We start from the raw sequence: 26,584 nt of genomic DNA, 5'->3' as shown, positions 1-26,584 counted from the left end.
CAACAGTACTGACCCTGAGAGTCACGGAGAGAAACATGGCGCGCGGCGTTAACAAGGTAATTCTGATTGGTAACCTGGGGGCAGACCCGGAAACCCGTTTCATGCCCAGCGGTGGCGCGGTCACCAATGTTCGCTTGGCCACCAGCGAAACCTGGAAAGACAAGCAAAGCGGCCAGATGCAAGAGCGCACTGAATGGCACCGGGTGGTGTTTTTCAACAAGCTGGGCGAGATTGCCGGTGAGTACCTGAAGAAGGGCTCCAAGGTCTATATCGAAGGCTCCATTCGTACCCGCAAATGGCAAGGCCAGGATGGCCAGGATCGCTACACTACCGAAATCGTGGCCAACGAGATGCAGATGCTGGACGGCCGTGGCGACGGTGGCGGTGGCCAGGGCGGCGGCTATGCCCCCCAGGGCAACCAGGGCGGCTACCAGAACGATAATTACGGCGGTGGCGGGAATGCCGCTCCCCAGCAAAACCCGGCCGCAAACCAGAATCAAGGCGGGTTCAGTGGCCCGGCAGATGATTTCGACGACGATATCCCGTTCTGAGAACTGCCATGCCTCGTAATTTGACCCTGGCACTGGTCTTTGTTGTCAGCTTGTTGGTCTTTCTGGTCCTGGGGATGCCCGCCGCCGTGGTGGTGGAGCGAGTGCCGGCCATGCGTGTGGGAGGGGCGGTGCTGACACTGTCTGAGCCCCGTGGACGCTGGTGGCAGGGACAGGCGCAGTGGCGCTGGAAACAATTGCAGGGCTCGCTGGACTGGACCCTGGATTGGCACGGCCTGGTCCCGGGTACGCAACTGTCCTTGCGGAGTGATGCGGGGGAGCCGGCGAGCCTGACGGCCTGGGTTGGCGCTGACTGGGGCGATTGGCAGGTGGAGCAGGCGCGCCTGTCCCTGCCGGTGGCGTTGGTGGCGGACCATGTACCCCAGGGGGGCGCGGATGGCCGGGTGGATGCGGTCCTGATGTCGCTGCAGGTCGCGGATGATGCCATTCAACACGTTCAAGGCACCCTGGATTACAGTGGTGGCACCGTGACCTGGGGGCGCAATGGCGCTGCCGACGTGCCGCCGCTACAGGGCCGTTTGAGCATGGAAGACCAGGTGCCTTCGCTGCAGGTGACAGACCCCGAGGGCGAACGCCTGGTGCAGGCGCGGATCAATGAGGGCCGCTTTCATCTGGAAGTGATGCGCGCCTGGCCCTTGTTGTTGGGGGTGAGCCAGGGCGGAAGCCCGGATGACGTGGTTTTCCAGATGTCGCAACCGTTCTCGCTCAAACGCGGGCAGGGTTGAGAAGCGGAAAACCTCGTTTCAGTAACACTATATTGCAATAATTTGCCTTGAAATCCGGTATCTTCAGTCCGGCAATAACGATAAAGGAAGAGCGGACAGTTATGTCGCAGTGGGCAGCGTGGGGTCAGTATCAGCAGTGGGGCAAGCCGGTGCGCTGGTTGGTTGCCGTTTTGCTGGTGATCATATTGGCTTTTGTGCTGGCGCAGACCTTCTGGCTGTTGTGGTACGGACCCAACGAGCCGATTCCTTCCAATAGCAAGACCCGTTTGCAGGTTGCCTCCTCCGGCAAGACGGTCAGCCTGAGTCAGTCCCAGGTAGACAGCTGGCAATTGTTCGGCAGCTTCCAGCAGGACGCAGCCCCCCCGTCAGACAAGCCCACCGACGCACCGGAAACCCGCCTGCGCCTGGAGCTGCTGGGTGTATTCCAGACCGCTGATACCGAAAAAGCCTCAGCCATCATTGCCGAAAAGGGCAAGGAAGGTGAGTTGTACCGGATCGGTGACAGTATTCCCGGTAATGCCAGCCTGGAAGAGGTGTATCCGGACCGGGTCATTCTGCGTCGGGCCGGACGCCTGGAAACCCTGCGTTGGTCCGACAGCTCGCTGGGCGGTGTTAGTCAGGTTGAGCCCACACGGGCTGAGCCGGCGTCGCCGCCGCCAGAGGAGCAGGCCGTCAGTGAAGGCAGCGACGAAGACCTGAGGGTGCAGCGCAAGGCCATCATCGGTCAGTTGGGGCTGCAGCCGGTGGCTCAGGGAGATAATCAGGGCTATCAGTTGGGCAAGCGTGCCCCCAAACAATTGCTCAGTCAGGTCGGCTTGCAAAGCAGTGATGTCATCCTTTCCGTCAATGGCCATTCGCTGGGCACTGAGGAAGGTGACATGGCTGCGTTGCGCTCATTCCAGGAAACCCGCCAGGCCAGTATCGTGGTGCAGCGGGGTGATCAGCAATTCACCGTGAATTATCCGCCATAGTGAGTGGTTTTATGATGTCCTTTTTCAAAGCCTCGGCACTCCGAACACTGATTGTGGTGCTGTTGTCGGCAACGGCGTTGACTGTCCAGGCCCAGGTTGCAGCCAGTGAAGATGGCAAAAGCTGGACAGTGAATATCCGTAATGCGGATATCCAGGCGTTTATCAGCCAGATTGCCGACATGACCGGCAAGAACTTTGTCGTCGATCCCCGCGTTCGGGCCCGGGATGTCACGGTGGTATCTACCAAGGCGTTGTCAGCCACCGAAGTCTACGAGTTGTTTTTGTCCGTGCTGCAAGTCCATGGCTATGCGGCAGTGCCATCCGGCGACATCATCAAGATCGTTCCCAATACCACCGCAAAACAAAGCAATCTGCCGCTGGTGGGCGAGAACGAGTCGGGAGGTGAGGCGCTGGTGACCCGGGTGATTCCGGTGGAAAACTCCCCCGTGGAAGAGCTGGTACCGGTCTTGCGCCCGCTGGTGCCCCAGTACGGCCATCTGGCGGCGGTGGGATCGGCCAATGCGCTGATCATCAGCGACCACATCGATAATATCCGCCGCATGGAAGCGATCATCGCCAGCCTGGACAATGCCGAGTCCGAGGATGTCCAGGTCATCAAGCTGGAGCATGCCTTTGCCGGGGACATGGTAAAAATGCTGGAAAGTCTCACGCCGCAGACCGGCGGTCGGCGTGGCAAGACCAAGGATGGCGGCGTTACGGTGGTGGCGGATGAGCGTACCAATCGGCTGATCATCAAGGGAGACCGCATTACCCGCCAGCGCATGGCACAAATGATTCGTAACCTGGACACCCCAGCCAGTGCCACCGGCGGTGTCCAGGTGGTCCGCCTGAGCCATGGCGATGCGGAGGCGCTGGCCGAGCTGCTCAAGAACTTTGCTGAAGGGGCCTCCGCTGCCAAGCCGGGCGCGGATGGCAAGACCGCTGCCGCCGCGATGACCGGCGACAAGGTTTCCATTCAGGCGGACAAGTCGCTCAATGCCCTGGTGATCCGCGCCGAGCCGGCGATGATGAAGGAAATCATGTCGGTGATCAGTCAGCTGGATGTGCGCCGTGCACAGATCCTTATCGAAGCGGCAATCGTGGAAGTGTCCGGGGATACCGGCAAGGCGCTGGGTTTTCAGTATGTGGGCGGTAGTGACGAAAGCGGCGTGGGTGCCATCAACTTCGGCAACGCCGGGCTGACCATTAATTCCATTGTTCAGGCCCTGGCGACCGATGATCCCTCGGGCCTTGCCCTGGGTGATGGGATTACCATGGGCTTCGGGGAGCAGGACTCCAACGGGGATTTGAAGTGGGGGGCGCTTATCCAGGCACTGTCCACGTCCACCGACGTGAACCTGCTTTCCACACCCAGTATTCTGACCCTGGATAATCAGGAAGCCTCTATTGTGGTGGGGGAGAATGTTCCCTTTATCACCGGCACCAGCACCAGCACCGGTTCCGGTGTCTCCAACCCCTTTCAGACCATCCAGCGGGAAGATGTGGGGCTGAGTCTGAAGGTGACCCCCCATGTGGCCGGGTTGTCCACCATTCGTCTGGAGCTGGAGCAGGAAAATTCCCAGGTCAAAGACTCTGTAGGCGAAGCGGCCGATATCGTGACGACCACTCGCAAGCTGGAAAGTACGGTGCTGGCGGATGACGGCGAAACCATTGCTCTGGGCGGACTGATTCGCGACAACATCACCAAGACGGTACGCAAGGTGCCGATCCTGGGCGATATCCCGCTGTTGGGTATCCTGTTTCGCTCTACCAGTAATTCGCGGGAAAAAAGCAATCTGATGGTCTTCCTGCGACCCACTATCCTGCCGGATAACGAGCGTTTGTTGAGCATGACCCGCCAGAAGTACATGGGCATTACTGCCCTGCAGTTTGAGCTGAACAATCAGGGAGAGCTGGAGCAAGTGGTGCGAGATCCCCTGCCGGTGAGTCTTGAGCAGGTGTTTGAAGGGCGCAAGAATGTGTCTCCGGAATTCCGCGAGGCCTATGACGCCCAGCAAAACGCCCCTGCCAAGGAGGCTGAGGTCGAGGAATCCGAGTCGCAGTAATGCTCTTGCGGTAAAAGACCCGCCAAAAAAACGCGCCATAACGGCGCGTTTTTTTATGGGCTTGCCGGGGGAGTGATTGCCTCCCGGTTCGCTGGCCTGCTTCGCTAGTCGTCTTGCAGGTTGCGAAGGTTGGTCAGCACCCGGCGACTGCGTTCCAGTTTTTTGATCAGTTCCTCGTTATCCGGGTATAGCGGGGCCACCTGCGTCCAGATTCTGTAGGCCTCGCGATACTGACCGCGGGCATACAGGGCTTCGCCGGTATTCATCTCTTCGCTAAAGCGACGCCGGGCCCACTGTTCAAGCCGTTTTTGATGATCGCTCAGTGCCGGATTGTTCTGATGCTGATTGAGGAAGCGGCGAGCGGCGAGTAACGCGTCAAGCTGCCCGTTTCGCTGGTAACGTGCCATCAGCTGATCCGCCTCGGTGAGCAGGGCGCGATTGTGTCTGGCGCGGGCTCGTTTGCTGGCGTCGTTGAGAATCTGTTGCGCCTTGGCCAGTTGCGGTGACGGCGGCTGCTCCGGCGCCAGCCGGTGAGCGGCACTCAGCAGGTCGCGGGCCAGGAGCCATTGCTGGCGCTGGGCGAAATATTCCCCAAGCCGGGTCATATCCTCCACCACATACCGCCGCTCCTCGGCCAGTTGCTGGCGTTCCTGTTTTGCTTTGGGCAGATGGAAGCCGCTCAATTTCTCTGTCAGGTCAGCGTTCTGCATGAGGGCGCTGGCCTGGGCCTGGCGACGCTCGGCCAGCAGTTGGTTAAGCTGGTGCTCCTCCAGGCTGCTCAGGGCGGCCAGCAGTTCTCCCAGGGCTGACGGGTCTACCACCTTGTCGCGATGCGCCGCAATCAGGTTGTGCGCCTGCTCCCAGTGTTGTTTTCGGCTCATGGCCTCGGCCTCGAGGATCAGGCGCTGGCGGTACTGGTTACTGGCCAGAATGATGCCGGGATACTGTTCCTGCAGCAGAGCATATTGATCATGATCGGGATGGGTCTGTTCAATGATGGCGGCTGCACGGGCGTAATCATCCTCCGCCAGGGCCTCGCTGACCTGTTGCTGCGGGTCGCCCAGGCTGGCGCAGCCGCCCAGCAGCGCTGCCATCACCAGGCCGGCCTTACGCACGTTGCGACTCCGTGTTCAGTTTTGCCAGGAATTGGGCGATACGCTGCTCCATCAGGGTCTCCGACAAAGCGTGAACGCCATCGATGCGGAAGGTGCTGACCGGTTCGGCCTTGCCGCGGATGCGCATGGCACCGTACTCGGTGGCTCGCACCCGAGAGGCGATATTGGGGTTGGTCAGGAGCGGCGCGGCGGCAATGATTTCGTTACCGCCGGCCATATTGGACAGCCGTGAGGCCAGATTGACGGTGTCTCCGACCACGGTGTACTGCATTCGCTCCCGGGAGCCCAGGTTACCGGCCAGCATGGCGCCGGAATTGATGCCGATGCGAAATTCCACGGTAGTGTGGCCGCGGGCGCGGCGGAATTCGTTCAGCCTTTCCACCATCCGCTGAATCATGACCGCACAACACAGCCCGTGAAACAGATGCTCATCATCTTTCTCCGGCACTCCGAACACGATCATGGCGCAGTCGCCCATGTATTTGTCGATGGTGCCACGGTAAAAGGTGGTCGCGGTGGTGATGGCATCGAAGTACACATTCAGCATTTCGGCGATGGCATCCGGAGCCAGGGTCTCCGATAACCGGGTAAAGCCGACAATGTCAGCGAATACCACGGTGGCCTGGACATCGCGGCCACCCAGTTGTACCTGATCCAGGTCAGCCATCATGTTGTGCGCGACCGACGGGCTCACGAAACGCTTCAGAACCTGCTCCACCTGGTCCTTTTCCAGCATGCCGTGGGCCATGGTGTTATAAGCCTCAATAAGACCACCGATCTCATCATTGCGACGATCCTGAATCCGATAATTCAGGTCTCCCCGGCGCATGGCGCTGGTGGCCTCCAGCAGATCGTGAATGGGTCGAGCCAATCGACGGCTAATCAGGAATGAAGCAATGATGGCGATCACGCTCATGATCAGGGTGGCGTTGATCATGGTGTCTTGTACGGATTCCCTGGCAGCCATGATCGGCCGGTCGGACAGAGAGATGGCTGTGTAACCGGCCACCGAATCGTTCACATCCACAGTGGCGTAGTAGGTGGTGACAGGCTCGTCCTGCAGTTCCCAGTGCTTGATTCGTTCCTGCAGCGGGTTGGCTGCCAGCGGCAAGATGCCGGCCTTGTCGACCAGGTTGCCACTGCGGTCGAACAGGGCGGCGCCGCGCACACTGTCACTGCGTGTCAGGTTATTGAGCTGAACCTTGAGCAGAAAATTGTCATCGGCCAGCAGTGGTTCACGGGCCGTATTGGCCAGTTGCAAGGCAATGGCTTCACCAAAGGTGTCCGCCTGTTCGCGCATGCGGTCGAGCTGGTTATTGAGAAGCAGGGAACCAAGAATGGCCATGCCACACAAAATCAGCAGGGAAATGGACAGGCCCAGTTTCCAGGCCACAGGGAAGTATTCCGGCACATAGGGTGCCAGCCATTGGCCAATGCGGCTGGGCTTCGTGGGGCGGGCTTGTCCTTGCGGCTCGGTCACGATGCATCCCTGGTCGAGTCAAAACGGTCACTGCACGCGCTTGTCAGCGGTGGATCATGCTGTCAAATTCACAGGTCGACCCGGCGCCGGTTGACCGGTTGCGTGGCAGCTTGGAGCTGAGACCGCCGTGACGATGCTGAGTTCTTGTTCTTTTTGTGCGTATGCTGAATCACAACAATGATCAAACGGATATGCTAACAATAGCACTTTCGTCGTGTCGGGTAAGTAGTTGTCAATACTGACTGGCTGAATAGCAATCGGGAAGAGAGAGTATGGCATTTATACGTGAGCGGCAGCTTGCCGCCAATGGTCTGGATTTTTTCGTGGCCGAGGCCGGAGAGCCGGGAAACCCGTTGGTATTGTGCCTGCACGGTTTTCCGGAATGTTGGGCTTCCTGGCGCTACCAATTGCCCGTATTGGCCCAATCCGGTTACCACGCGGTGGCCCCGGACCTGCGGGGTTACGGTTACACCGGGGGGCCGGCGGACGTGGATGCCTATCGTCAGAGTGTGCTGGTCGAGGACGTGGTTGCGCTGATCAAGGCGCTGGGTCATGACTCAGCGATCCTCATTGGTCACGACTGGGGCTGTGCGTTGACCTGGCAGGTGGCACGTCGCTATCCGCAGAGGGTTCGTGCCGTGGTGGGTATGTCGGTGCCCTATGGCGGACCGGCCCCGGAGGCACCCACCGAGTCCATGCGGCGGCTGTTCGAGGATCGTTTTTTCTACATGCTCTACTTCCAGAAGCCGCAATTGCCGGAACAGGAGCTGGAGGCAGATGTGGCCACCAGTCTGCGCAAGATTTTCCATGGTCTGTCCGCTGACGGCATTGCCGATTTCCGGGTACGTCCGGACGACACGGGGTTCCTGCAATCCATGCCCACCCCGGAACAACAACCACGCTGGATGCGCGAGGAAGATCTGGCCTATTACGTGGAGCGCTTCCAGCACAGCGGCTTTACCGGACCGATCAATTGGTACCGGTCCATGGATGCTTCCTGGGAGGAGAGCCGGGATGATGACAACTGGCAGCTGACCATGCCCACTCTGTTTATCGGCGGTATGCAGGACCCGGTCATCGTCTTCAGTCAGAAGGCGCTGCAACGTATGCCCGATTACATCCCGGACCTGCGTACGGTGATGCTGGATCAATGCGGACACTGGATCCAGATGGAGCAGGCGGCGGAAGTGAACCGTGAGATGATTGCCTTTCTGGAGGAAGTCGATGGCAAAGCCTGAACAAACCAGCAATTTCCACCGGGTGGGCGAGTTTCACCGCGCCTTTTCCCTGCCGGTGGAGTCGCAACCGGTGGTGCCCGATGACGCCACCATCCGTTTGCGTCTGGCTCTACTGCTGGAAGAGTTTCACGAGCTGGCCGAGGCGACCTGCCAGCAACCGGATTCAGACCAGCAGGCGTTCCTCGCTACCCTGGCGGCTGCCAGAGAACAACTGGCGTCGCTGAGTGGTTTCCGCGTGGACCTGGTGGAAGTGGCCGATGCGCTCACCGATATCAATTACGTGACCTATGGAGCCGGGCATACCTTCGGCATCGACCTGAACGCCACCTGCGAGGAAGTGCATCGCAGCAATATGAGCAAGCTGGGTGCGGATGGCAAACCGGTGAAAGACGAGCGCGGCAAGGTGCTCAAGGGGCCGGCCTATTCGCCGCCGGCGCTGGCGCCGGTTTTGGCCCGGCAGGGGCAAAACGACGCGGGATGAACCGCAACGTTGAGTCGGCGGATGCAGTGCCAGTGCTACCCTGCCGGCTGGCAGCGAGTGACGAGGTACGCGTCGCGAAAAGTAATACGGGTTTGCCTTTCGATAGTCGTACTTCGTCACTCGCGCCTGATGAAGTACCTGTAAGCCAGCGTCGTCCTCACGGTCCTAAATCTGCAGAGTCATCCCCGCCGGCAACCGGTCGGTCAAAATTTCAAACGCCCCGCCATGGGCACTGTGCAGCACCCGTTCCGGGCGTCCGCGGCGGGTCAAGGTCACGTTGACGCTGGCCAGTTTGCTGTTCAGGCAAATCTTGTTGCCGCCAGGAGGGTTGTAGTAGGTGAGCGCAGCCACCCGGTCCGCTATCGTCGTCATGCTGATGGCCAATTCGGCATTGCCGTTCCGGGTGTGCAGGCTCCACTGGAAAGGGCGGTAGTGCGCGTTGGCCCGCACCGCCCGTGACAGACTGTTGAAAAGCAGGGTTTCTCCATCCAGTCGCAGGGCGGCAATGGACAATTGCGGACTGTACAATGGGCCCAGCTTTACCTGGGCAGTGGCACATTCCAGAAAGGCGTCCGGGGCATTATCGAAACCCGCCACCTGACCCCAGGCATAGCGGTCAGTGTGCTGGCTGCCCCAGTTATGGTTTTCACTGCCGGGCCACTGGTCCAGCACAAGGGTTTCCCCATTCAGGCTCAGAGTGCCGCTGAGGCGGATATGGGGGCGGCTGACCAGGGACTTGGCCTTGGGAAGAGAGCGTTGGTAGAAGCGCTCCGGCAGAAACAGCAGCGGTGCGTCTCCGTCATCGTAGTGCAGATCCCAGCGCAATTGGTCGCTGCCCTGTTGCAGCTGTCCCTGCAGAACACCTGGCGCCAGGTGGTTGTTGCCGGCATCCACCTGCATCTGTGAGGTGCTGAACCGGCACTCTTGCAGAGGAAACTCCTCCTTGAAGGCATGGGTCCGCTGGCGGCTGCCATCACTCTATACCGCCCACACTTCCCCCAGGGCCGGGTGCTGATCCCGGGCGCGGAACAGGGTGTAGCGAATCCAGATGGCCTGGGGCTTGTGCGGGTGATTGGCGCGCACAAACCAGGATTCGTAATGGCCGCCCTCGGCAGGGGCCTGCAGGCCGTAGTAGGGAATCATCGGGTACTCCTTGCGGTGGCTGATCAACGGGAGGAGCTGACGCCATGATCTTGCTGGTAAGCCTGTTGTTCGTCCACCAGCCGCAAGGCGGTGAACGGAAAGGCCAGCATGCTTTCCCGATAGGCCACTTCCGCCTGGCCAATGGCCTGCTGGTTCCGGTAGACCGTCATCGGGCAGGTGATCAAGGAAGCGAGCAGGCCGTTGCGACCGTAGTGTTTCTTGCCTTCCACTCGCAGCATTCCCAGCGTTGGGTGGCTGAAATTGAGCCAGTAATGGGGGCCGCTCAGATGAATGGTCAGTTCCCCTTCGCAGGGGAAGTCCTGCCCGTCCAGGGTAACGGTGCCGCGAAAGTAACGGGGGGCGCTGACGCTGAAGATACGGGTGGTAAAGGCGCGGATCTGGAAGGCGAAGGGTTGCTGGTGGCCCGGATCGTTCAGTCGCAGCCAGCCGCTCATGCGTTCCTTGAGTAACAGGCCCAGAGTCATGCGTATTCTCCTTGTGGTGGTGTATGGGTGGAATCCGTGTCGTTGAGCAGTTCCCGGGCCATCATGTTGGCGGCCCGGCTGGCCATGGCCATGATTGTCACCTGGGGGTTGGCACCCAAACTGGTGGGGACGCTGGCGCCATCCATCACAGACAAGCCCGGGTAGCCGAACACCCGATGACGGCTGTCACAGACCCCGTCCCGGGGCGAAGCAGCAATGCGGGCCGTGCCCAGGGGGTGATAGGCGCTGATCAGGAAGTCCTTGGGTTTCAGCGGGGAGCGCAAAAAGCGTTCCAGCTCGGTGCGGTTATGGATGCGAACGATACGATTCAGACCGGGAATCAGCACCTGTTCGGCACCGGCATCCAGATACCAGCAGGCCAGGGCATGGATGCCGCGTTTGAACAGGGCAAAATCCTGTCGGTTCATGTGGTAGCGGATCAGCGGCAGCCCGCGGCGCGGGCCCCGACGAACCCGCCCCTCGCTGGTGTCGCGGATCATGAAGCCGAAATAGGCAGTGTGCGGATAGTCTTCGGTAAAGCGCACCCAGTCCTGGCCAACCAGGGGATTGAGCAGACTGTGGCCGGCCAGGGGAATGGTGCCACCCTCGAACATCAGTCCCTGCTCTTCCCAGTCTGAGACACCGTAGCCCTGGGGGATGCTGCGGCTGTTGGCAAGATCCCGGTCCGGGAACAGGGCATTGACCACGCCCGCCGGATGCAGCGTCAGGTGGCGACCCAGATGAGGATTGCGAACTCCCTGTTGTCGCAGGAACAGGGGGGTGAACAGGCTGCCCATGGCAACAATGGTTTGCTGGCAGGTCAGGCTCAGGGTGATCGGGCGACCGTCAGCATTTTGCCCGCGGGCGATGACGCCGGTAATGCGGTTGCCTTGTCGCTGCAGTCGCTCGGCCCGGAAACCGCTGAACAAGAAGGCCCCCCGTTCCAGTGCGCGCGGAATGTAGCTCACATTGGTGGACTGTTTGGCGTCCGTGGGACACCCAAACTGACACAGCCCCTGGCCGTCACAGCCCTGGGCGTTGCGCATCAGCGGCTGGCGCTGCAAGAAGCCGTTGGCGGCGGCGCCCCGGTCGATAAGGTCGCCGATGGGGCCGACGGTCTCTGTGGTGGCTTGCTGCACACTGAGCATGCGCTCCACGCCCTCGAACCAGGGAGCCATGGCCTGTTCGGTGAAGGCCCCCAGTCCCTGCTCTCGCCAGCGCTGCAGCACCGACGGCGGCGTGCGCATGCAGGTGCCGGAATTGATGGTCGTGGTACCGCCCACATTGCACCCCACCGGTACCGGGATGATGGCGTTGCCGGTGGCCACGGTTGCTCCCCAGCTGCGATAGAGCTTGGGGATCACCTCGGTGAGTTTGCCGGTGAAGTGGCTGCGATCGTAATATTGGCCTTCCTCGATGATCACCACGGCCAGGCCACGACAGGCCAGTTCATAGGCTGCTGCCGCGCCGCCGGCGCCGCTGCCCAGAATCACCACGTCTGCTTCCAGGGTCATATCCTCGTCGCAATCCCGGGCGGCGGTGATCTGCTGTTGCCAGCGGAAGGTCTCGACCTGGGCGGGCAGTTGCACGGGTTGTCGGCAGCCGGTGGCCTGTTCCACCTGCTCATCCAGCACATAGGCGGCCTTGAAGGGCAGGGCCAGCAGGCGCAGCAGCTTGCCGGACACCGGAGTGGTGGCCAATTTGTCGAGAAAACGCTGTTGCTGTGTCGGCCTGGCACGATGAAAGGCGCGGCCACGCACCAGACGGTGACGATTGTCGAGCCACAGCAAACCGGCTTTCAGGCTGCGTTGCAGGCCTGTCTGGTTGGCCAGTTGCGCATCCATCCTGCTCAACAGGGCATCGGTATCTGCTGCCGGCAAGCGCTTTCCGGCCGGAAACAAGGCACGGCAGAGGGCGATGGCAGTGGGGTCTTGGCGAAGAGTGAAAGGTTCCATGGCTTCAGTGTAGTGCGCACGGAGCGTGGCGCTTGTCTTCACTGACAGCTAGCCGTTGCGGCCAGGGACAAAAACCTTGATGTCGATCAAGGCAGAGGAGGGCAAGAGGAGAGAGGATAGCAGCGGGATATGATCCCGCTGCGTATGCTTCCGGTTGTCTCCGGAAACTCTTTGGCCCCGGTCTCCGGGGCCTTTCTTTTGGTGCTGCAATCTGCCCGCCAGCGGCAGGGAAATTGCCCCTGTTACCAGTGAATACCCTTGAACAACCGGGAGAAAGCCGCCTGTTCGCGGCGGATCTTCTTCGGCGAGCTTTCCTTGTCGCCCAGGGCCGCGGAGGAATCCGAGAACAGCTTGTAACCGGTGTTCATGATGGTCTCGGTAACCTTGGGCGTCAGGAAGTGCATCACCTGACCCATGACGCCCAGATTGGTGGCAATGCGTTTGGGTTGGCGCACGATGGCATCGCAGATCATGTCCGCTGCCTGGGCCGGGCTAATGGTTGGCACATGATTATAGATCTTGGTGGGCGCAATCATCGGGGTACGCACCAGCGGCATGTTGATGGTGGTAAAACGAATGCCCTCGTGAGCGAGCTCACTGGAGGCACACCGCGTGAATGCATCCAGTGCGGCTTTCGAGGCCACATAGGCGGAGAAGCGAGGCGCATTGGTCAGCACCCCGATGCTGGAAATATTGATCACGTGGCCGCCGCCACGCTCGATCATCCCCGGCATCAATTGCATGATCAGCCGCAGCGCGCCGAAATAGTTGAGCTGCATGGTGCGCTCATAATCGTGGAAGCGATCAAAGGAATGCACCACTGAACGGCGAATGGAGCGACCGGCGTTGTTGACCAGCACATCCACATGGCCGTGGTCGGCAATCACCTGCTGAATCAGATCATCCACACTGTTCAGGTCCGACACGTCGCAGCTATAGGCCTGGGCGGTGCCGCCCAGCTGATCGATTTCATGCAGGGTCTCTTCCAGCTTTTCTGCGGTACGGGCGATCACCAGCACGGTGGCTCCGGCCCGCGCCAGCTTCAATGCTGTCGCCTTACCGATGCCGGAGGTGGCGCCGGTTACCATCACGACCTTGCCGTCCACCCGTTCGGGCAGGGTGGGCAGGGGTTGCAGTTCATCCTTGCGGTCACCGCGGTCCGGGTCCAGGTGGTTTTCCCAGAAGTCCCACAGTTGCTGGATATAACCTTCCAGATCCGGCACCTCGATGTTGCTGCCAGCCAGGGCTTCACGGGCACGCTGGTTATCGTACTCGGTGGGGAAGGTGAGAAATTGCAGGGCTGACGGCGGGATGTCCAGATTCTCCAGTACCGTATTGACCATCAGCTTCGGCGTCATGGCGCTGACACCTTTCTTCACAAAGCCGGGGACGGCGTTAAACAGACTGTTATCCAGTTTTACCGGCCAGCGCGGGGCCTGGGCGGCACCGGCAATAATGTCCATGAGTTCGCCCAGGTTGTAGCTGCGGTCCGCGGTGAGGTGAAAACACTGGCCATCATGGTCCGGCTGGTGGGCGATGTGATCCAGGGCATCCGCCACAAAGTCCACCGGCACCACATTGAAGTGGCCGCCTTCCACGCCGATCAGTGGCATCCAGTTGGGCAGTACGTCCTTGAGCTTCTGGATCAGCTTGAACATGTAGTAGGGGCCGTCGATCTTGTCCATTTCCCCGGTTTCGGAATGGCCTACCACCATGGAGGGGCGGTAGATGCGCCAGGGGAGTTTGCTCTCCTGGCGAACCAGGGCTTCAGACTCATGCTTGGTCAGCAGGTAGGGGTCGTCCAGGCCAGTGGCCTCCTCGAACATGTCTTCGGTGAAGGTCCCGTTGTAGAGACCGGCAGCGGCAATGGAGGAGACATGGTGAAAGCAGCCTGCTTCCAGTTTTTCTGCCAGTTTCAGGGTTTGGCGGGTGCCCTCGATGTTGGTGTAGCGCTGGGTGTTTTCGTCGGCGGTCAGGTCATAGATGGCCGCCAGATGGAAGAAATGGTCCACCTGACCGTTCAGATCGTCCTGATCCCGCTTGCTGACGCCCAGCAGTTTTTCGTTGATATCGCCCTGGATGGCCACCAGGCGGTCGGCGTCCACGCCCAGGCGACGACGCAGGGCATCCAGCTTGTATTCGGAGCCGGAGCGCACCAGGGCAAATACCCTGCTGTCCTCTCGCTTGAGCAGACGACCAACCAGAAAACGACCAATAAAGCCGGTGGCACCGGTGACGAAATAGTTCATTGCTTTCCCCTTTTGCTTCCCTGCTGCCCGCTGTGAGCGGGCAGTCTGTGTTGTAGCGCTAGTTGATGATGCGCCGTGAGATCGGTAAGAGCCAAATTTCTTGCCTTACAACTGTAAGGCGGATTCTCTTTCAGCGAACACTTGTTTGTCAAAGATTATTATGTAACCAGGGTGTAGTTGCGCGATGAGCGTTATTCATGGGATTATTTAACTAACACTCGTTAGTGATAATGTTATGGCTGAAACAACTCGACAGCGGCAGAAGCGACAAACCCGGGAGCGCATTCTGGAAGCGGCACGGACCCTGATGGCCGGTGGCCGCGGCCTGGATAGCCTGGGATTACGGGAAGTGGCCAGGGAATCCGGACTGGCCGCCACGTCCCTGTATAACCATTTCCCGGACATGGATGCGCTGGGGCTGGCGCTGATCGATTCCTGCTGCTTTCGTCTGCGCTCCGCCATGGAAAACGAGCGCCGCAGCATGATCGAAATCGGGCCGGCACGGGCTGTGAAAGAGCTGGTGGGCCGCTTTGTCCGTTATCTGAACGATTATGAAAATGACTTCCGTCTGCTGGTGCAACAGCGTCTGGGCAGCCATGACCGCTACCGGATGCGTATCCAGCGGGAGCTGCAGCTGCTGGTGGACGAGCTGGCCGAGGATGTGCGCCAGGCAGTGGCGGCCCAGGGGCGCGATCCGGTGCCCGCAGAACAGGAGGCGGAAGCGGCCATTGCCATCATGTTTGGCGCGGGGATTTCCATGCTCGACAACACGGTCGCCGCGCGAAAAGTGTTGGCGGACCATGCCTGTCTGCAGCTGGAAATGATGGCGCTGGGTGGACGAATGATGGCTCAAGGGGTGCGACTGTAGGCTGTTTTGGCCGTTGTCCTCTTGGGTTTGAGCGGCAAACCGGACAAATGTGACGCAATTCGTGGGTTTTTGACAAAAATTGCACTACAAAAGCGCATTGGTTTCCTTCAATTGCCAGAGGAGGTGGCGATGTCATTCGATCCCACGGATCCCTACGACGCGGCGGCCCTGTACGACATGTGGCTCAATTGCAGTCGTTGCCCGGCCACCTTCGATTTCGAGCCCGGTGGTGAAATCAATCTGGAGTATTACCACCGTATTGGCCAGCAGGCGCGCCGGGAAAACTGGGCAGTGTTGCCGGCCCGTATCAAAGGCGATGAATTGGTGTTCAATGTGCTTTGTCCGGCCTGTGCAAAGGGCCTTGGTGTGGCTGATTGTGAGGGTCATATGGAGCTTGCTGCCCCGGTGATCGACCAGATTTGTCAGGCCATGCGCGAGGCGTCTGCGGCCTGAGCGTTTCTGTCATCGTCCCTCTTTTTCTGGCTGGTTAGACTGGTGGGTAATTTAGAGGAGTTACCCATGACCGCCGATTCCCTATCCCTTTATCAGGCTATGACCGAGCGCCGCTCCGTGCGCGGCTTTCTCGACAAGCCGGTACCGCAAGCAGAGCTGGAGGCGATTTTCTCACTGGCCCAGCATGCTCCCTCAAACTGCAATATTCAGCCCTGGCAGGTGTGGGTTGCCAGTGGAGAGACCCGCAATGCCTTGCGTGAGCGTCTGGTGGACAAGGTCAGCCGGGGGGTTCCCTTTGCGCCGGACTATGAAAGTCTGCCGCGTTTCCAGGGTGTCTATCGCGAACGCCAGGTCGATTGCGCCATGGCCCTCTACGGCAACATGGGCATTGCCCGGGAAGACCGGGAGGGCCGCCGTCGTGCAGAGCTGCGCAACTTCGAGCTGTTCGATGCGCCCCACGTGGCCTTTATCGGCATGGAGCGGGATTTTGGCGTTACCGTGGCGCTGGATGTGGGCATGTATGTGCAATCCCTGCTGCTGGCCATGACCGCTCACGGGGTGGGGGCCTGTGCCCAGGGCAGCATGCGCTACTATCCGGACGATGTGCGCGAGCTGCTGGGGATTCCTGACAGCACCGCCATCGTGCTGGGCATCAGTTTCGGTTACGAAAACGCCGATGTGGCAGCCAACCGCACCCGGGTCGGGCGGGTGCCGCTGGGGGACTCGGTCCGTTTCTGTGGTGGCGGTTGAGCGGACAGAACAGGCGCAATTGTGGTACCATAGCGGTTTTCCGACCCAGTGGACCCCAATGATCATCGTCAAAGGTTCTTTCCCCGTGAAACAAGACCAGCAACCCGAGGCACTGGAGCTGGTGCAGGCCTTGGCGAAATCCTCCCGGGGGGAACGCGGCTGTCTGGCCTATGAGGTATACCTGCAAGCAGACGAGCCGCGGGTCATCGTGGTTTGGCAGCAATGGACCGACCTGGACGCGTTGGAGATCCACTTTGGTTCCGAGCATGTGGATGCCTTCCTGGATGCCATCCCCGACATGATCGATGGTGAAGTGACCTCTGCCCGATTCGATGTGAGCAGCCTGGACGGCGAACCCGTTGTTGATGAGGTGGCGGAGATTGCCCCGCTGGTGCTGGCGGACAACATTACCCTGCATTGACAGTTTCGCGTTCAGGTACCAAGTCAGCAAACCCTTCGCTGCAGATGTCATTCCCGGCCAGCCTTTCCTGCGCTACCCTCTGAGGTCTGTTGCAGGAGCCTCCATGAAAACCCGTATTGATTCCGTCGAAGAGATAACCCGCAGTTTTGCCGGGCAGGGCTATATCTGTAGTGAGCAGATTGCCCTGGCGATCTACCTGGCCGCGCAGTTGCACAAGCCGGTGCTGGTGGAGGGACCTCCGGGGGTGGGCAAGACTGAGCTGGCCAAGGCTGCGGCGGCTTTCCTGGAAGCCCCGTTGATTCGCCTGCAGTGCTATGAGGGGCTGGATGAAAGCCGGGCGCTGTATGAATGGAAGTACGGCAAGCAGCTGCTCTATACCCAGTTGTTGCGTGACAAGCTGGGCGGCATGCTGGCTGACACCGACAGCCTGGAAGCCAGCATGGAACGGCTGGGAGACCTGGGTGAAGCATTCTACAGCGATACTTTTCTGGAACCGCGTCCCCTGTTGCATGCCCTGCGCAGTGACGAGCCGGCGGTGCTTCTTATCGATGAAATCGACAAGGCGGACCAGGAGTTCGAAGCCTTCCTGCTGGAGCTGCTGTCCGATTTCCAGATTTCCATTCCCGAACTGGGCACGGTGAAAGCCCGGCACCAGCCCCTGGTATTGTTGACCAGTAACGACCAGAGGGAGTTGTCCGATGCCCTCAAGCGGCGCTGTCTGCATCTCTATATCCCTTACCCGACGGCAGAGCTGGAAGCCCAGATTGTCGCCACCCGGGTGCCGGATCTGGATGTCCGGTTGCGGGAGCAGCTGGTGGCGTTTATTCAGCATCTCCGCGAGCAGGATATGAAAAAACTGCCGGCCATTTCTGAAACTCTGGACTGGGCCCGTGCGCTGGTATTACTGCATGCGGATAGTCTGGAACATGCCCAGGTTGCCGATACGCTGAACCTGGTACTGAAAACCGAGCAGGATGTGTCGTTGGCCCGTGAGTTATTGCCTGCCTGGCTACGCAAGCTGGGTAAGCGCTAACGGGATTGCCAGCGTGAACGCTTTCCGCACTTTCCCCATGGACCACTAGGGGTTGCCGATGCCAACTCGTCGCTTGTCCGAGTTTGTTCAAGCCTTGCGCGGGGCTGGGCTGCGCATTTCCCCGGATGAGGCCAGCCAGGCCATGGATGCGGCGGCGCTGGTGGGCTATGCGCAGCGCCAGCGTTTTCATGACGCTCTGGCCCTGACGCTGGTCAAACAACAGCAGGACCGGTCCGCGTTCGAAGAAACCTTTGCCCGCTTTTTCGAGGCGGAAGACCCTCGTTCTGACTCCCCGCAGGATTCTGCCTCGTCCATGCCGTCCCCGGCAGCCCAGGCTGACCCGGCTTCCGCACAGACGCCTGAGGCGCAACAGGCAGAAGCCTTGCTGGCCAGCACTCCCGAGCAGCTGCAGCAGCGGATGGCAGAAGCTGCTGCCGAGATGGACTTCACGCAAATGGAAGTGATTACCCAGCAGGGGATCTATACCCGTCGCTTGCTCATGAATATGGGCATGGGAGCGGTGGATGACCGGGTATTGCAGCTGGATCAGGGCAGCCCGGCCCAGCAGGCCAGGGCGGAACAGCTGCGGCACTGGCGAACCCGGGTTCGGGAACAGGCGGCCGCTCAGGTGCGCCGTCAGTTTCTGCTGCATGGGGCGGGTAAAGGGCGAGCACTTCGAGAGCAGACCCTGAGGGCAGTGCCATTCCGGGACCTGCGTGAATTTCGTGACGTGCAGGCACTGGTGCGCAAGATGGCCCGGCGACTGGCGAGCCTGCACCAGCGACGCACCAAAACCAGTCGCCGGGGCATGCTCGATGCCCGTCGCACCATGGTGGCGAGCATTCGCCATGATGGCGTGCCGGCGAAACTGTTCTGGCGACGTCGCCCGCCCCGCAAGACCCGGGTCATGGTGATCTGTGATGTGTCCAGCTCGGTCAGCGATGCGGCTCGCTTTCTGCTGCAGTTTCTCTACGCCATGAACGATGTGCTGCCACGGGTGCGCAGTTTTGCGTTTGCCTCGCGGTTTGATGAAATCACCGAGGACTTTGCCCGTTACTCACCCGAGGTGGCAGTGGGTCAGGTGCTGGATCGGCTGTCCGGCAGCGGTACCGACTATGCGGAAATGTTCCGGGCGTTTCAGGCCCGCTGTGAAAGGGAGCTGGATGCCCACACCACGGTGATCATTCTCGGTGATGCCCGCAACAACTACCTGCCGGACGGTGCCGAAACGTTGCAGGCGATCCGTCGTCGGGTCAAACAGGTGTGGTGGTTGAATCCGGAATCCCGGAGCCGCTGGAACAGCGGTGATGCGGTGATGGACCGCTATTTACCCCACTGCCGCCTGGCCCGTCAGTGCGCCACCCTCAACGATCTGGAACGGGTGGTGGACAGTCTGCTGGGGGCGTTGGATTAAACGTCCGACGTCAGACGCTACCGCGTGACCCCTTGCCCGGATCGCGCAGTACCTGTTTCAGCGTGGCCTGCAGGCGCGCCTTGTTGATGGGCTTGGCCAGGTGGGCGACCATGCCGGCATCGTGACAGGCATGGATCTTGTCGGGAACCGCGTGGGCGGTAAGCGCGACAATCGGGGTCCAGGGTAGCCGGCCTTCCTGTTGCAGCTTGATAATGGCGCGGGCGGTTTCGAATCCATCCATGTCCGGCATTTCGCAGTCCATTAGAATCAGATCGAACGACTGGCTGGCAGACATCAGTACCGCAATCGCTTCCATGCCACTTTCCGCCACTTCGGTCTCGTAGCCCAGTTTCTGACACAACCCCTCGGCCACCATCAGGTTAATATGGTTGTCATCGACGATCAGGAGCCGTCCACCGGAAAGGCCGGGCACGTCGTTGTCGTCGTTTTGTGGCAGGTAGCCGCTGTCTTTTTGGGTGCCGGGCAAAGGCAGACGAAACCAGAACCGGGATCCCTGATGCTGGCGGCTGAAGACACCAATCTCGCCTCCCATGATTTCTACCAGTTGTCGGCAAATTGCCAGCCCAAGACCCGTCCCGCCATAGCGTCGACTGGTGGAGCTATCGCCCTGGTGGAAATGATCAAACAGGTTGTTGAGTTGCTCAGGGGCAATGCCGATACCGGAATCCGAGACTTCGAAATAGACATAATCCGGATTGTGTTCATCCCGCGCAGCGCTGACAGTGATGATGCCGTTACTGGTGAACTTCACTGCATTGCCGATCAGGTTTACCAGAATCTGCCGTAACCGGACCGGATCACCCAGGCAGCGTTCTCCCAAATTGGCGTCGAGCTCGGTCTGCAAGGTATTGGAGTGTACATGGGCCTTGTGTTGAAACAGGGCGAGGGACTCGTCAACCACATCCGCCAGGTTGAAGCTGGTCTGCTCGATGGGCATCTTGCCTGCTTCGATGCGGGAGTAATCGAGAATGTCGTTGATCAGGTTGAGCAGGCTGTTACCGGATTGCTCGATGACGTTCAGGTTGTGCTTCTGGTCCTGATCCAGCGGGGTGCCCTTGAGCATATCCACGGTACCAATGATGCCGTTGAGCGGCGTGCGAATTTCGTGGCTCATGACAGCCAGGAATTCGCTACGGGCACTCAGCGCACGGTTCAGTTCCCGGGTGCGTTCATCCACGCGTTGCTCCAGGACCTCGTTGGCTTCCCGTTGAATGCGGGCATTCTCACTTTTCAGTACCGTCATCCTGTGAGCCAGAGCGAAAGACAGCAGTACCGCTTCGGTAAAGGTGCCCAGCTGCATGGCATTTTCCAGCAGCCATCCTCCCTCCAGTAGCTGGAAGGTCTTCAATATGTAGAGCACGGTGGCGCAGGCGACGGCAGTAAAAGCGAGCAGGAAATAACGCGCCGGGCTGTAACCCTTGATGATCAGCCACAGGGAAAGGGCAATGGCAATAAAAGGCCAGGGCAGCACAATGGCGGTGGTGGCCTGGATGGAGAAATGAAAGTTAAGCAACGTCAGCGGGGTCAGCGCCAGCAGCACCATCGCGCTAGAGAACAATACCCGGTGAATTCGCGGGGCCCGTTTTTTCAACTCCAGGAACTGGCTGGCAAACAGCATGGAAAACGCCAGTGTGACCAGATTCAAAACCGGCAGGGAGTAATGATTCCACAGGGTGGCATCAGGCCACAGCCATTGGTAACTCAGCCCTTCCCGGGTAAACAGGTTAAGACCAAAGGTGCCGAGGTAAAGCACATAAAGCAGATAACTGGGGTCCCGGATCGAGAGGAAGATCAAGAGATTGAAGAGGCACATGGCGACAATGGCGCCAAAATAGAGGCCGTAAAAAACAGAAATTTTGTTGTCATGGGCGTTAAAGGCTGCTGGCGTCATCAGGGTGGCAGGCAGCTCAATCACGTTATTGCCCTGGGCCCGTAACAGCAGGTAATGCTCGCTGTCAGCGGGCAGGGTCAGAGGCGTCACCAGGTGATAATGGGGCAGTTCCCGGCTGTGAAAGGGCACTCTGTCGCCCATGCGGGCATGCTTGATCCGGTTGCCGTCTTTATCGAAGACGTAGATATCCAGGTAGTCCAGATGGGGACGTCCCACCCTCAGAAACCAGTAGGGCAGCGTGCTGTTGTTTTTCACGGGAATAAGAAACCACTGGTATCCCTCGCGAAAGCCCAATGAAGGATAAGGACTATCCAGCTTCTGCCCTTTCCCGCCAAGTAATGCCTGCAAGGCAAGCGCCGGGCTCAAGGAGTGATCTTCGTCGCCGAGCCATTGCATGCCTGCGGCGGCTTCATAGCTGTCGCGGTCATCCGCCAGCGTGAGAGCGTCGCTGTTCAATGACAGAAACAGAGCGCAGATAAACGCAGCCAGTCGCCCTGTGGTGACGGTTCCCTTTGTCATTCCCGATCCTGTTTTACTGTTATTGCTGTTATCCGGATGCGGCGTGTCTTGTTTTGAAGGTATTTTACAGACTTTACCGTATTGCCCGGAACCGTGCGTCGGACAGCATCTCCAAAATGGTGATTAAACGGAAAAGGAGATATGTATGAAAGTGATGATACGTAATGTTCTGGTCATGTCCTGTTCCCTGGTGGCGGCCTCCGGCGCCTTTGCTGCTGGCCCCTACATCGGTGGTAACTATAGCCAGATCCAGTATGACAACGAGGAAATTGACAGCGATACCCTGAAAATTGATGCCGCCACCATCCGTGCCGGCTTTGATTTTACCGACTTTCTTGCCCTGGAAGCCCGGGGTGGCATGGGGTTCGACAAGGACTCCCGTGGCATCGTCGACTTCGAAATGGATCATCTGTATGGCGGCTATGTGAAGCTGGGTGCACCAGTGGGTGACACGCTGCGTCCCTATGTGATCGGCGGCTACAGCAAGGTAAAAGGAGAGGTCTCGGCCAGCGGCACCGTGGCGGGAGTGGATTATTCCTTCAGCGAAACGGAAACCTTTGAGGATGAGTCCTGGGGTGCCGGGCTGGATTTCAATCTGACCGATACCCTGGGCGCGAACCTGGAATACATGCGCTATGTGGATACCGATGAAGAAGAAATTTCCGGGGTCAGCGTAGGCTTGCGTTCCGCTTTTTAGGTTGCGCGGATTGACCCGCCTGCGGGCACCATCCGGTGCCCGCATCTTCAACCTTCCCGGGACAGATCCAGAGCTTTTTCCAGATTGGGGCGGAAAGCGGTGTTGACGCCAAGTTTCATCATGGTCCAGTAGTGCCCGCTGACCACTCTCTCTATTAACAGGCTCCGGGAGGAAGGTTGGAATTTCAGCATTTGCTCCAGTGGCGTGCGTTTCACCTGTCGAAGTATGTCGGTGTGCAGTTCCGAGCGGCCAAAGTCGTAGGGTTTGTCATCGAAGGCCCGTAACAGCAAGGCGATCCAGGTGGCATAAAATTGCCCGTTGACCTGGGTGTCTTTCTTGCGGGCTCCCAGTTCCAGCAAGAGTTCGTCCAGCTGCTCCCATTGTTCATTCAGGGCGCTGCGTACGATCTTGCGCAACAGGTCGGCATCCTGGGGCGGCAAGCGTTTTACCGCGCCGAAATCATAGATCACGATGGTGCCGTCCGGGCGAAAGGCAAAATTGCCGGGATGTGGATCGCAGTGAACCGCCCGTAACTGGAAAATTTGCTGGCCCAGGGCATCGAAAAGGCGCTCGCCAAGCAGGTTCCGGGTCGCCTGATCGAAGCCGTGATCGTCATCCACCTGATCCAGGGCAATGCCGGTTTCCTGGCTCAGGGTCAGCACCTTCTCGCTGGACAGATCCTCGAAAACCTGCGGGATCACCAGCCACGGCTGGTCTTTGTGGAATGCCTGGAAATGTTTCAGGTTGCCCGCTTCCTGGTGGTAGTCCAGTTCCTCGTGGAGCTGGTTGCGGATTTCCTTGAACACCGCGTCCAGAGCCGCTTCATCCACTTTCAGCAGGCTGCCCAGACGCAGGATCCGGCGCAGATGTTTCATGTCCGAATCAATGGATTCCTTGACCGCCGGATACTGAACCTTGACCACCACATCCTTGCCATCATGGGTGGTGGCCCGGTGAACCTGGCCGATGGACGCCGCTGCGAAAGGGGTTTCCTCAAAATCGGCAAACAGCGTATCCAGTGGTTTTCCCAGCTCCCGCTCGAGTTGACGACGGATTACGTGGAAAGGCATGGGTGCCGAGGCATTCTGCAGCACCTTGAGCTGATCGCTGATCTCCCGGGGGAGAATGTCCTGCATCTGCGAGGCAATCTGCCCCACTTTCATCACCGCGCCTTTCATCTCTCCGAGGGTCGCGGCGACTTCCCGGCCGATATGCTGGAGCAGTTTTTCCCGGTCTGCGGCTTTGGCCATGTCCGACTGGAACCACCCCTTGACCTGATGACCGGCCACCCGGGTGGCAATGGACGTGGTCATGCCGGTCAGCCGGAACAGTCGGCCGGTGGCGGTGGTGGGGCGTTTGCGACGGCGGTCGTCAGCCATGGTGTCCTCGGGTGGCGCGAGCGATGTTTTGGAGAAGCATTCTCGGCATGCGCTGAGCAAATCAGCGGACGCTACCAGACTCTAGCGCTTGTCCGGCGGGCTGTACATGGTGGGATGATGCCAGAAAGAGAGGGGGAGAAAGTGAAGTTCGAGTAAATGACGGGCAAAAGAAAGGGGCCCAAATCAGGCCCCAAAGGAGAGTACAACAGAATCAGGGAAACAGAATCAGCTACGTTTTTCCCCGGCAGAAACCAGTTCATTGAACAGTTTCTCGCCTTCTTCGCGTGCAGAGGCAACAGCACCCAGGCCGGCCAGCACGAATTCGTTGGTTTCTTCGGCTTTCTCGCCGCGCTCTTTCTTGCCGGCTTCAACCAGTTTCTCGTAGAGGGCCTGGCGCTTTTCCGGCGCGGTATCGAGCAGCTGACGGGCAGCCAGCAGGGCGCCGCGGCTGGCCAGCAGAGCCTTGGGCTTGCCTTCAGCGTCTTCGCCAAACGCTTCGGTGCCGGCTTCCACGTACTTGCTCAGCAGCTCTTCAGAACCTTCCTCGGCCTTGTCATAAGCGCCCAGGCCAGCCAGATACAGCTTGTTGGCCAGTTCTTTGGCACGGTTTACCAGAGATTCGCTTTGTTCGCGGAGATCTTTCAGCTCGCCCATGATTAATGGTTCCTTTACGTTGTCCGGTGTGAAAACAAAATTTGTTGCAGCGGTAATGTGCGCTGCGTGGGATAAAGAGTAAGGATTCAGGGAAAGGAGAGGGCGGCTAACTGTCCAACAATTGGACATGGAGCGGTGAGCATTGAAGCGTCAGGATGTGATATCCGTCAAAGTCAGTAAGCCAAACCCCGCATGGTCGTGATTTATGCTCATGCGTACACTGGCTAAAAAGACTGTACCGGCTAGAGAGAACATAATGATAGAAAAATTCATTGCCAAAGTGCCTTCGCGTATCTGGGCAGATGGCCGACCGGCTCGTGCCCGCCAGTGGGAAGCGGAATTCAACGTGGCCTCCTGGGTCCGGATTGCAGGGGCGGCGGGGAAGGTGCAGTTGGTGGTTCGCTACCTGGACAATAAGACCGATCGGGCCGTGTTGGTGGACACTGCGGATGTGGGCGGGGAAGGCAGTGCATTGCTGTCCGGCAGTATACGGTTGAAGCTGACTGCAGACGTGGAGCAGGTGCAAATTTCCTTGCGGTTGAGCGAGCCGGCCATGACCCATGTGGTGGAAGAGTTGTTCATGCAGCGTCGCGGCGCGGCCCTCAAGACCTCCGACAAACTGATCTCGAATTACTGACCCGGCAGGAAAGGAGCGATCCATCCGGCAGCCGTGGCTGACATGTTTGGGGCGTCTGTCCCGGTAGAAAAATCGGGCGGGAAAAATAGACGCGTCAGCCCTGGCGGCCGACGCGCTGCGGAAAGTGGGGGCTGGGCTCGAACGAGTCCTGTTCCTGGCGAGCGGTGTCGTCATGGTTCACCAGGGACTCCGGCAAGCTCTGGAAATCCAGGCCGGTGAGCCGGTTCAGGTTCTCCAATGCCGTCTTCGGGCGCAGCTTTTGTAATCTCAGAATCTTGCTCATGGCACGTTCTCTCTTGCTTGAAACAACTAAAGCGAGAACCGTGCCAGTGTTGTGAAAATATTTTTATTGTTTTTGTTCAGTGGCTTACGTTATGTAAACGGGGAAAGTCACTGCGCAATGGGCGAAGCCCGGCAGCATGTGACAATTTTGGTAACCTGCTTTTCCGTCAATCCAGAAAGAAATCCGGCAGCAACTTGTCGTCATCCAGATCCGGGTCCACCCGATAGCCACTGAGGTCGTTGACGCCGGCGCTGCGCAACACGTCCTCATCAATAAAGAAGCGCCCACTGGCCGCGTCCACTGGCTGTGTGAGGATGGTCCAGGCGGCATCGGCCATGATGGACGGCTGGCGGGCGGCCTTGACGGTGGGGGCGCCGCCGAGCTGGTTCTGTACGGCGGCAGTGTTGATGACGGTTTTGGGCCACAGGGCATTGATGGCCACTTTGCCGGCATATTCGTCGGCCATGCCCAGTACGCACAGGCTCATGCCGTACTTGGCCATGGTGTAGGCCACATGGCGGCCAAACCAGTGGGGCGCCATGTTCAGTGGTGGGGCCAGGTTGAGAATGTGCGGGTTGGCCGCTTTCTTCAGGTGGGGCAGGCACAGCTTGCTGGCCATGAAAGTGCCGCGACTGTTGATCTGGTGCATCAGGTCGTAGGACTTCATGGTGGTGGCTTCGGTGCCAGTGAGGGAGATGGCGCTGGCGTTGTTAATCAGAATATCAATGCCGCCAAAGGTTTCCACGGCCTTGTCCACGGCGGCCTGCAGCTGTTCCTCGTAACGAATGTCGCCCACACAGGGCAAGGCGGAGCCGCCTGCCTCGCGAATTTCCTCGGCCGCGGTATAGATGGTGCCGGGCAGTTTCGGATGCGGCTCGGTGGTTTTGGCGAACAGAACGATGTTGGCACCGTCACGGGCTGCGCGCAGGGCGATGGCCTTGCCGATGCCGCGGCTGGCACCGGTAATGAACAGGGTTTTGTCTTTGAGGTTGTCAGTGGACATGGGGCTCTCCCGGAGTTGGCGCTGACAAGTGAACGAGAGTTACTTGTCAGCGGCGAGACGTAACGTTATGGTTGCTTTTTTCGG

26 protein-coding genes are annotated in these 26,584 nt (G+C 59.4%); 14 read left to right on the top strand and 12 right to left on the bottom strand.

Going from position 1 to position 26,584, the window contains the following annotated elements; all coding sequences use genetic code 11:
* The first annotated feature begins 35 nt into the window (after positions 1-35).
* The 4 genes from ssb to gspD all read left to right on the top strand — a co-directional run bounded on the left by ssb (position 36) and on the right by gspD (position 4,331).
* Positions 36-551, top strand: a complete 516-nt coding sequence (gene ssb, locus C4S63_RS15510) for a single-stranded DNA-binding protein (RefSeq protein ID WP_062817643.1) — start codon at positions 36-38, stop codon at positions 549-551.
* Positions 552-559: 8 nt separating this feature from the next.
* Positions 560-1,294 (top strand): type II secretion system protein N, encoded by a 735-nt coding sequence (gene gspN, locus C4S63_RS15505; RefSeq protein ID WP_062817642.1) that lies wholly within the window; start codon positions 560-562, stop codon positions 1,292-1,294.
* Positions 1,295-1,395: 101 nt separating this feature from the next.
* Entirely contained in the window at positions 1,396-2,265 is an 870-nt protein-coding gene (locus C4S63_RS15500) for a type II secretion system protein N (protein WP_103918137.1), read from the top strand.
* Between the two features lie 11 nt (positions 2,266-2,276).
* The gene (gene gspD / locus C4S63_RS15495) at positions 2,277-4,331 is read left to right on the top strand and encodes a type II secretion system secretin GspD (RefSeq protein WP_235000049.1); all 2,055 of its coding nucleotides are present in this window, start codon (positions 2,277-2,279) and stop codon (positions 4,329-4,331) included.
* A 104-nt stretch (positions 4,332-4,435) separates the two neighbouring features.
* On the opposite strand, the gene C4S63_RS15490 is transcribed toward gspD, so the two are convergent.
* On the bottom strand, positions 4,436-5,446 hold the full coding sequence (locus tag C4S63_RS15490) for a hypothetical protein (protein WP_235000048.1): 1,011 nt from the start codon (positions 5,444-5,446) through the stop codon (positions 4,436-4,438).
* Complete coding sequence (locus C4S63_RS15485; RefSeq protein WP_063509879.1) at positions 5,439-6,926, bottom strand: adenylate/guanylate cyclase domain-containing protein; 1,488 nt, start codon at positions 6,924-6,926, stop codon at positions 5,439-5,441. The genes C4S63_RS15490 and C4S63_RS15485 overlap by 8 nt, the downstream gene beginning before the upstream one ends.
* 272 nt (positions 6,927-7,198) lie before the next feature.
* Between C4S63_RS15485 and C4S63_RS15480 the strand changes: the two genes are divergently transcribed.
* Together C4S63_RS15480 and C4S63_RS15475 are read left to right on the top strand one after the other, a co-directional pair.
* Positions 7,199-8,164, top strand: coding sequence for an alpha/beta fold hydrolase (locus C4S63_RS15480; RefSeq protein ID WP_062817640.1), 966 nt, complete (start codon positions 7,199-7,201; stop codon positions 8,162-8,164).
* Entirely contained in the window at positions 8,151-8,645 is a 495-nt protein-coding gene (locus C4S63_RS15475) for a nucleoside triphosphate pyrophosphohydrolase family protein (RefSeq protein WP_103918136.1), read from the top strand. Before C4S63_RS15480 ends, C4S63_RS15475 begins: the two co-directional genes overlap by 14 nt.
* 165 nt (positions 8,646-8,810) lie before the next feature.
* Here C4S63_RS15475 and C4S63_RS15470 read toward each other — a convergent pair whose 3' ends face one another.
* From C4S63_RS15470 to C4S63_RS15455, 5 genes are all read right to left on the bottom strand, one after another.
* Entirely contained in the window at positions 8,811-9,545 is a 735-nt protein-coding gene (locus C4S63_RS15470) for a tocopherol cyclase family protein (protein WP_235000047.1), read from the bottom strand.
* A gap of 78 nt (positions 9,546-9,623) precedes the next feature.
* Positions 9,624-9,788, bottom strand: coding sequence for a hypothetical protein (locus C4S63_RS17545; protein WP_235000046.1), 165 nt, complete (start codon positions 9,786-9,788; stop codon positions 9,624-9,626).
* A gap of 23 nt (positions 9,789-9,811) precedes the next feature.
* The gene (locus C4S63_RS15465) at positions 9,812-10,273 is read right to left on the bottom strand and encodes a hypothetical protein (RefSeq protein WP_103918135.1); all 462 of its coding nucleotides are present in this window, start codon (positions 10,271-10,273) and stop codon (positions 9,812-9,814) included.
* On the bottom strand, positions 10,270-12,153 hold the full coding sequence (locus C4S63_RS15460; RefSeq protein WP_235000045.1) for a GMC family oxidoreductase: 1,884 nt from the start codon (positions 12,151-12,153) through the stop codon (positions 10,270-10,272). The genes C4S63_RS15465 and C4S63_RS15460 overlap by 4 nt, the downstream gene beginning before the upstream one ends.
* Positions 12,154-12,470: 317 nt before the next feature.
* The gene (locus tag C4S63_RS15455) at positions 12,471-14,477 is read right to left on the bottom strand and encodes an SDR family oxidoreductase (RefSeq protein WP_062817635.1); all 2,007 of its coding nucleotides are present in this window, start codon (positions 14,475-14,477) and stop codon (positions 12,471-12,473) included.
* Positions 14,478-14,712: 235 nt separating this feature from the next.
* Here C4S63_RS15455 and C4S63_RS15450 point away from each other — a divergent pair, with 235 nt between their 5' ends.
* From C4S63_RS15450 to C4S63_RS15425, 6 genes are all read left to right on the top strand, one after another.
* On the top strand, positions 14,713-15,345 hold the full coding sequence (locus C4S63_RS15450) for a TetR family transcriptional regulator (RefSeq protein ID WP_062817634.1): 633 nt from the start codon (positions 14,713-14,715) through the stop codon (positions 15,343-15,345).
* Positions 15,346-15,474: 129 nt separating this feature from the next.
* A complete protein-coding gene (locus tag C4S63_RS15445) occupies positions 15,475-15,798 on the top strand; it encodes a hypothetical protein (RefSeq protein WP_062817633.1) in 324 nt (107 codons plus the stop codon).
* A 66-nt stretch (positions 15,799-15,864) separates the two neighbouring features.
* Positions 15,865-16,548 (top strand): nitroreductase, encoded by a 684-nt coding sequence (locus tag C4S63_RS15440; RefSeq protein ID WP_062817632.1) that lies wholly within the window; start codon positions 15,865-15,867, stop codon positions 16,546-16,548.
* An 85-nt stretch (positions 16,549-16,633) separates the two neighbouring features.
* On the top strand, positions 16,634-16,969 hold the full coding sequence (locus tag C4S63_RS15435; protein WP_231866036.1) for a putative quinol monooxygenase: 336 nt from the start codon (positions 16,634-16,636) through the stop codon (positions 16,967-16,969).
* A 103-nt stretch (positions 16,970-17,072) separates the two neighbouring features.
* A complete protein-coding gene (locus C4S63_RS15430) occupies positions 17,073-18,002 on the top strand; it encodes a MoxR family ATPase (RefSeq protein WP_062817630.1) in 930 nt (309 codons plus the stop codon).
* 58 nt (positions 18,003-18,060) lie between these two features.
* Positions 18,061-19,416: a VWA domain-containing protein gene (locus C4S63_RS15425; protein WP_103918133.1), complete on the top strand. Its 1,356-nt coding sequence runs from the start codon at positions 18,061-18,063 to the stop codon at positions 19,414-19,416.
* Positions 19,417-19,426: 10 nt separating this feature from the next.
* Here the strand turns inward: C4S63_RS15425 and C4S63_RS15420 are convergent, their stop codons facing one another.
* On the bottom strand, positions 19,427-21,847 hold the full coding sequence (locus C4S63_RS15420; RefSeq protein ID WP_103918132.1) for a hybrid sensor histidine kinase/response regulator: 2,421 nt from the start codon (positions 21,845-21,847) through the stop codon (positions 19,427-19,429).
* A gap of 145 nt (positions 21,848-21,992) precedes the next feature.
* Between C4S63_RS15420 and C4S63_RS15415 the strand changes: the two genes are divergently transcribed.
* Positions 21,993-22,544, top strand: coding sequence for a porin family protein (locus C4S63_RS15415; RefSeq protein WP_062817627.1), 552 nt, complete (start codon positions 21,993-21,995; stop codon positions 22,542-22,544).
* 47 nt (positions 22,545-22,591) lie between these two features.
* Here C4S63_RS15415 and C4S63_RS15410 read toward each other — a convergent pair whose 3' ends face one another.
* Entirely contained in the window at positions 22,592-23,923 is a 1,332-nt protein-coding gene (locus C4S63_RS15410; RefSeq protein WP_103918131.1) for an AarF/ABC1/UbiB kinase family protein, read from the bottom strand.
* A gap of 225 nt (positions 23,924-24,148) precedes the next feature.
* Positions 24,149-24,577 (bottom strand): phasin family protein, encoded by a 429-nt coding sequence (locus tag C4S63_RS15405; RefSeq protein ID WP_062817625.1) that lies wholly within the window; start codon positions 24,575-24,577, stop codon positions 24,149-24,151.
* Between the two features lie 256 nt (positions 24,578-24,833).
* Between C4S63_RS15405 and C4S63_RS15400 the strand changes: the two genes are divergently transcribed.
* Positions 24,834-25,214, top strand: coding sequence for a hypothetical protein (locus tag C4S63_RS15400; protein ID WP_062817624.1), 381 nt, complete (start codon positions 24,834-24,836; stop codon positions 25,212-25,214).
* 94 nt (positions 25,215-25,308) lie between these two features.
* Here C4S63_RS15400 and C4S63_RS15395 read toward each other — a convergent pair whose 3' ends face one another.
* The gene (locus tag C4S63_RS15395) at positions 25,309-25,497 is read right to left on the bottom strand and encodes a hypothetical protein (RefSeq protein WP_103918130.1); all 189 of its coding nucleotides are present in this window, start codon (positions 25,495-25,497) and stop codon (positions 25,309-25,311) included.
* A 166-nt stretch (positions 25,498-25,663) separates the two neighbouring features.
* Positions 25,664-26,500 (bottom strand): NAD(P)-dependent oxidoreductase, encoded by an 837-nt coding sequence (locus tag C4S63_RS15390; protein ID WP_103918129.1) that lies wholly within the window; start codon positions 26,498-26,500, stop codon positions 25,664-25,666.
* Positions 26,501-26,584: the final 84 nt, after the last annotated feature.

This window comes from Alcanivorax sp. DSM 26293, assembly GCF_900107995.1.
Lineage (GTDB): Bacteria > Pseudomonadota > Gammaproteobacteria > Pseudomonadales > Alcanivoracaceae > Alcanivorax.
Note: the sequence above shows the minus strand (reverse complement) of the source record. Positions and strands in the feature narration are given on the sequence as shown.

Bases quoted from the DNA above. Each gene is read 5' to 3' on its own strand.
- ssb (WP_062817643.1), top strand. From the start codon at position 36: ATGGCGCGCGGCGTTAACAAGGTAATTCTGATTGGTAACCTGGGGGCA.
- gspN (WP_062817642.1), top strand. From the start codon at position 560: ATGCCTCGTAATTTGACCCTGGCACTGGTCTTTGTTGTCAGCTTGTTG.
- C4S63_RS15500 (WP_103918137.1), top strand. From the start codon at position 1,396: ATGTCGCAGTGGGCAGCGTGGGGTCAGTATCAGCAGTGGGGCAAGCCG.
- gspD (WP_235000049.1), top strand. From the start codon at position 2,277: ATGATGTCCTTTTTCAAAGCCTCGGCACTCCGAACACTGATTGTGGTG.
- C4S63_RS15480 (WP_062817640.1), top strand. From the start codon at position 7,199: ATGGCATTTATACGTGAGCGGCAGCTTGCCGCCAATGGTCTGGATTTT.
- C4S63_RS15475 (WP_103918136.1), top strand. From the start codon at position 8,151: ATGGCAAAGCCTGAACAAACCAGCAATTTCCACCGGGTGGGCGAGTTT.
- C4S63_RS15470 (WP_235000047.1), bottom strand. From the start codon at position 9,545: ATGCAGGTGGATGCCGGCAACAACCACCTGGCGCCAGGTGTTCTGCAG.
- C4S63_RS17545 (WP_235000046.1), bottom strand. From the start codon at position 9,788: ATGATTCCCTACTACGGCCTGCAGGCCCCTGCCGAGGGCGGCCATTAC.
- C4S63_RS15465 (WP_103918135.1), bottom strand. From the start codon at position 10,273: ATGACTCTGGGCCTGTTACTCAAGGAACGCATGAGCGGCTGGCTGCGA.
- C4S63_RS15455 (WP_062817635.1), bottom strand. From the start codon at position 14,477: ATGAACTATTTCGTCACCGGTGCCACCGGCTTTATTGGTCGTTTTCTG.
- C4S63_RS15450 (WP_062817634.1), top strand. From the start codon at position 14,713: ATGGCTGAAACAACTCGACAGCGGCAGAAGCGACAAACCCGGGAGCGC.
- C4S63_RS15445 (WP_062817633.1), top strand. From the start codon at position 15,475: ATGTCATTCGATCCCACGGATCCCTACGACGCGGCGGCCCTGTACGAC.
- C4S63_RS15440 (WP_062817632.1), top strand. From the start codon at position 15,865: ATGACCGCCGATTCCCTATCCCTTTATCAGGCTATGACCGAGCGCCGC.
- C4S63_RS15430 (WP_062817630.1), top strand. From the start codon at position 17,073: ATGAAAACCCGTATTGATTCCGTCGAAGAGATAACCCGCAGTTTTGCC.
- C4S63_RS15425 (WP_103918133.1), top strand. From the start codon at position 18,061: ATGCCAACTCGTCGCTTGTCCGAGTTTGTTCAAGCCTTGCGCGGGGCT.
- C4S63_RS15420 (WP_103918132.1), bottom strand. From the start codon at position 21,847: ATGACAAAGGGAACCGTCACCACAGGGCGACTGGCTGCGTTTATCTGC.
- C4S63_RS15415 (WP_062817627.1), top strand. From the start codon at position 21,993: ATGAAAGTGATGATACGTAATGTTCTGGTCATGTCCTGTTCCCTGGTG.
- C4S63_RS15410 (WP_103918131.1), bottom strand. From the start codon at position 23,923: ATGGCTGACGACCGCCGTCGCAAACGCCCCACCACCGCCACCGGCCGA.
- C4S63_RS15405 (WP_062817625.1), bottom strand. From the start codon at position 24,577: ATGGGCGAGCTGAAAGATCTCCGCGAACAAAGCGAATCTCTGGTAAAC.
- C4S63_RS15400 (WP_062817624.1), top strand. From the start codon at position 24,834: ATGATAGAAAAATTCATTGCCAAAGTGCCTTCGCGTATCTGGGCAGAT.
- C4S63_RS15395 (WP_103918130.1), bottom strand. From the start codon at position 25,497: ATGAGCAAGATTCTGAGATTACAAAAGCTGCGCCCGAAGACGGCATTG.
- C4S63_RS15390 (WP_103918129.1), bottom strand. From the start codon at position 26,500: ATGTCCACTGACAACCTCAAAGACAAAACCCTGTTCATTACCGGTGCC.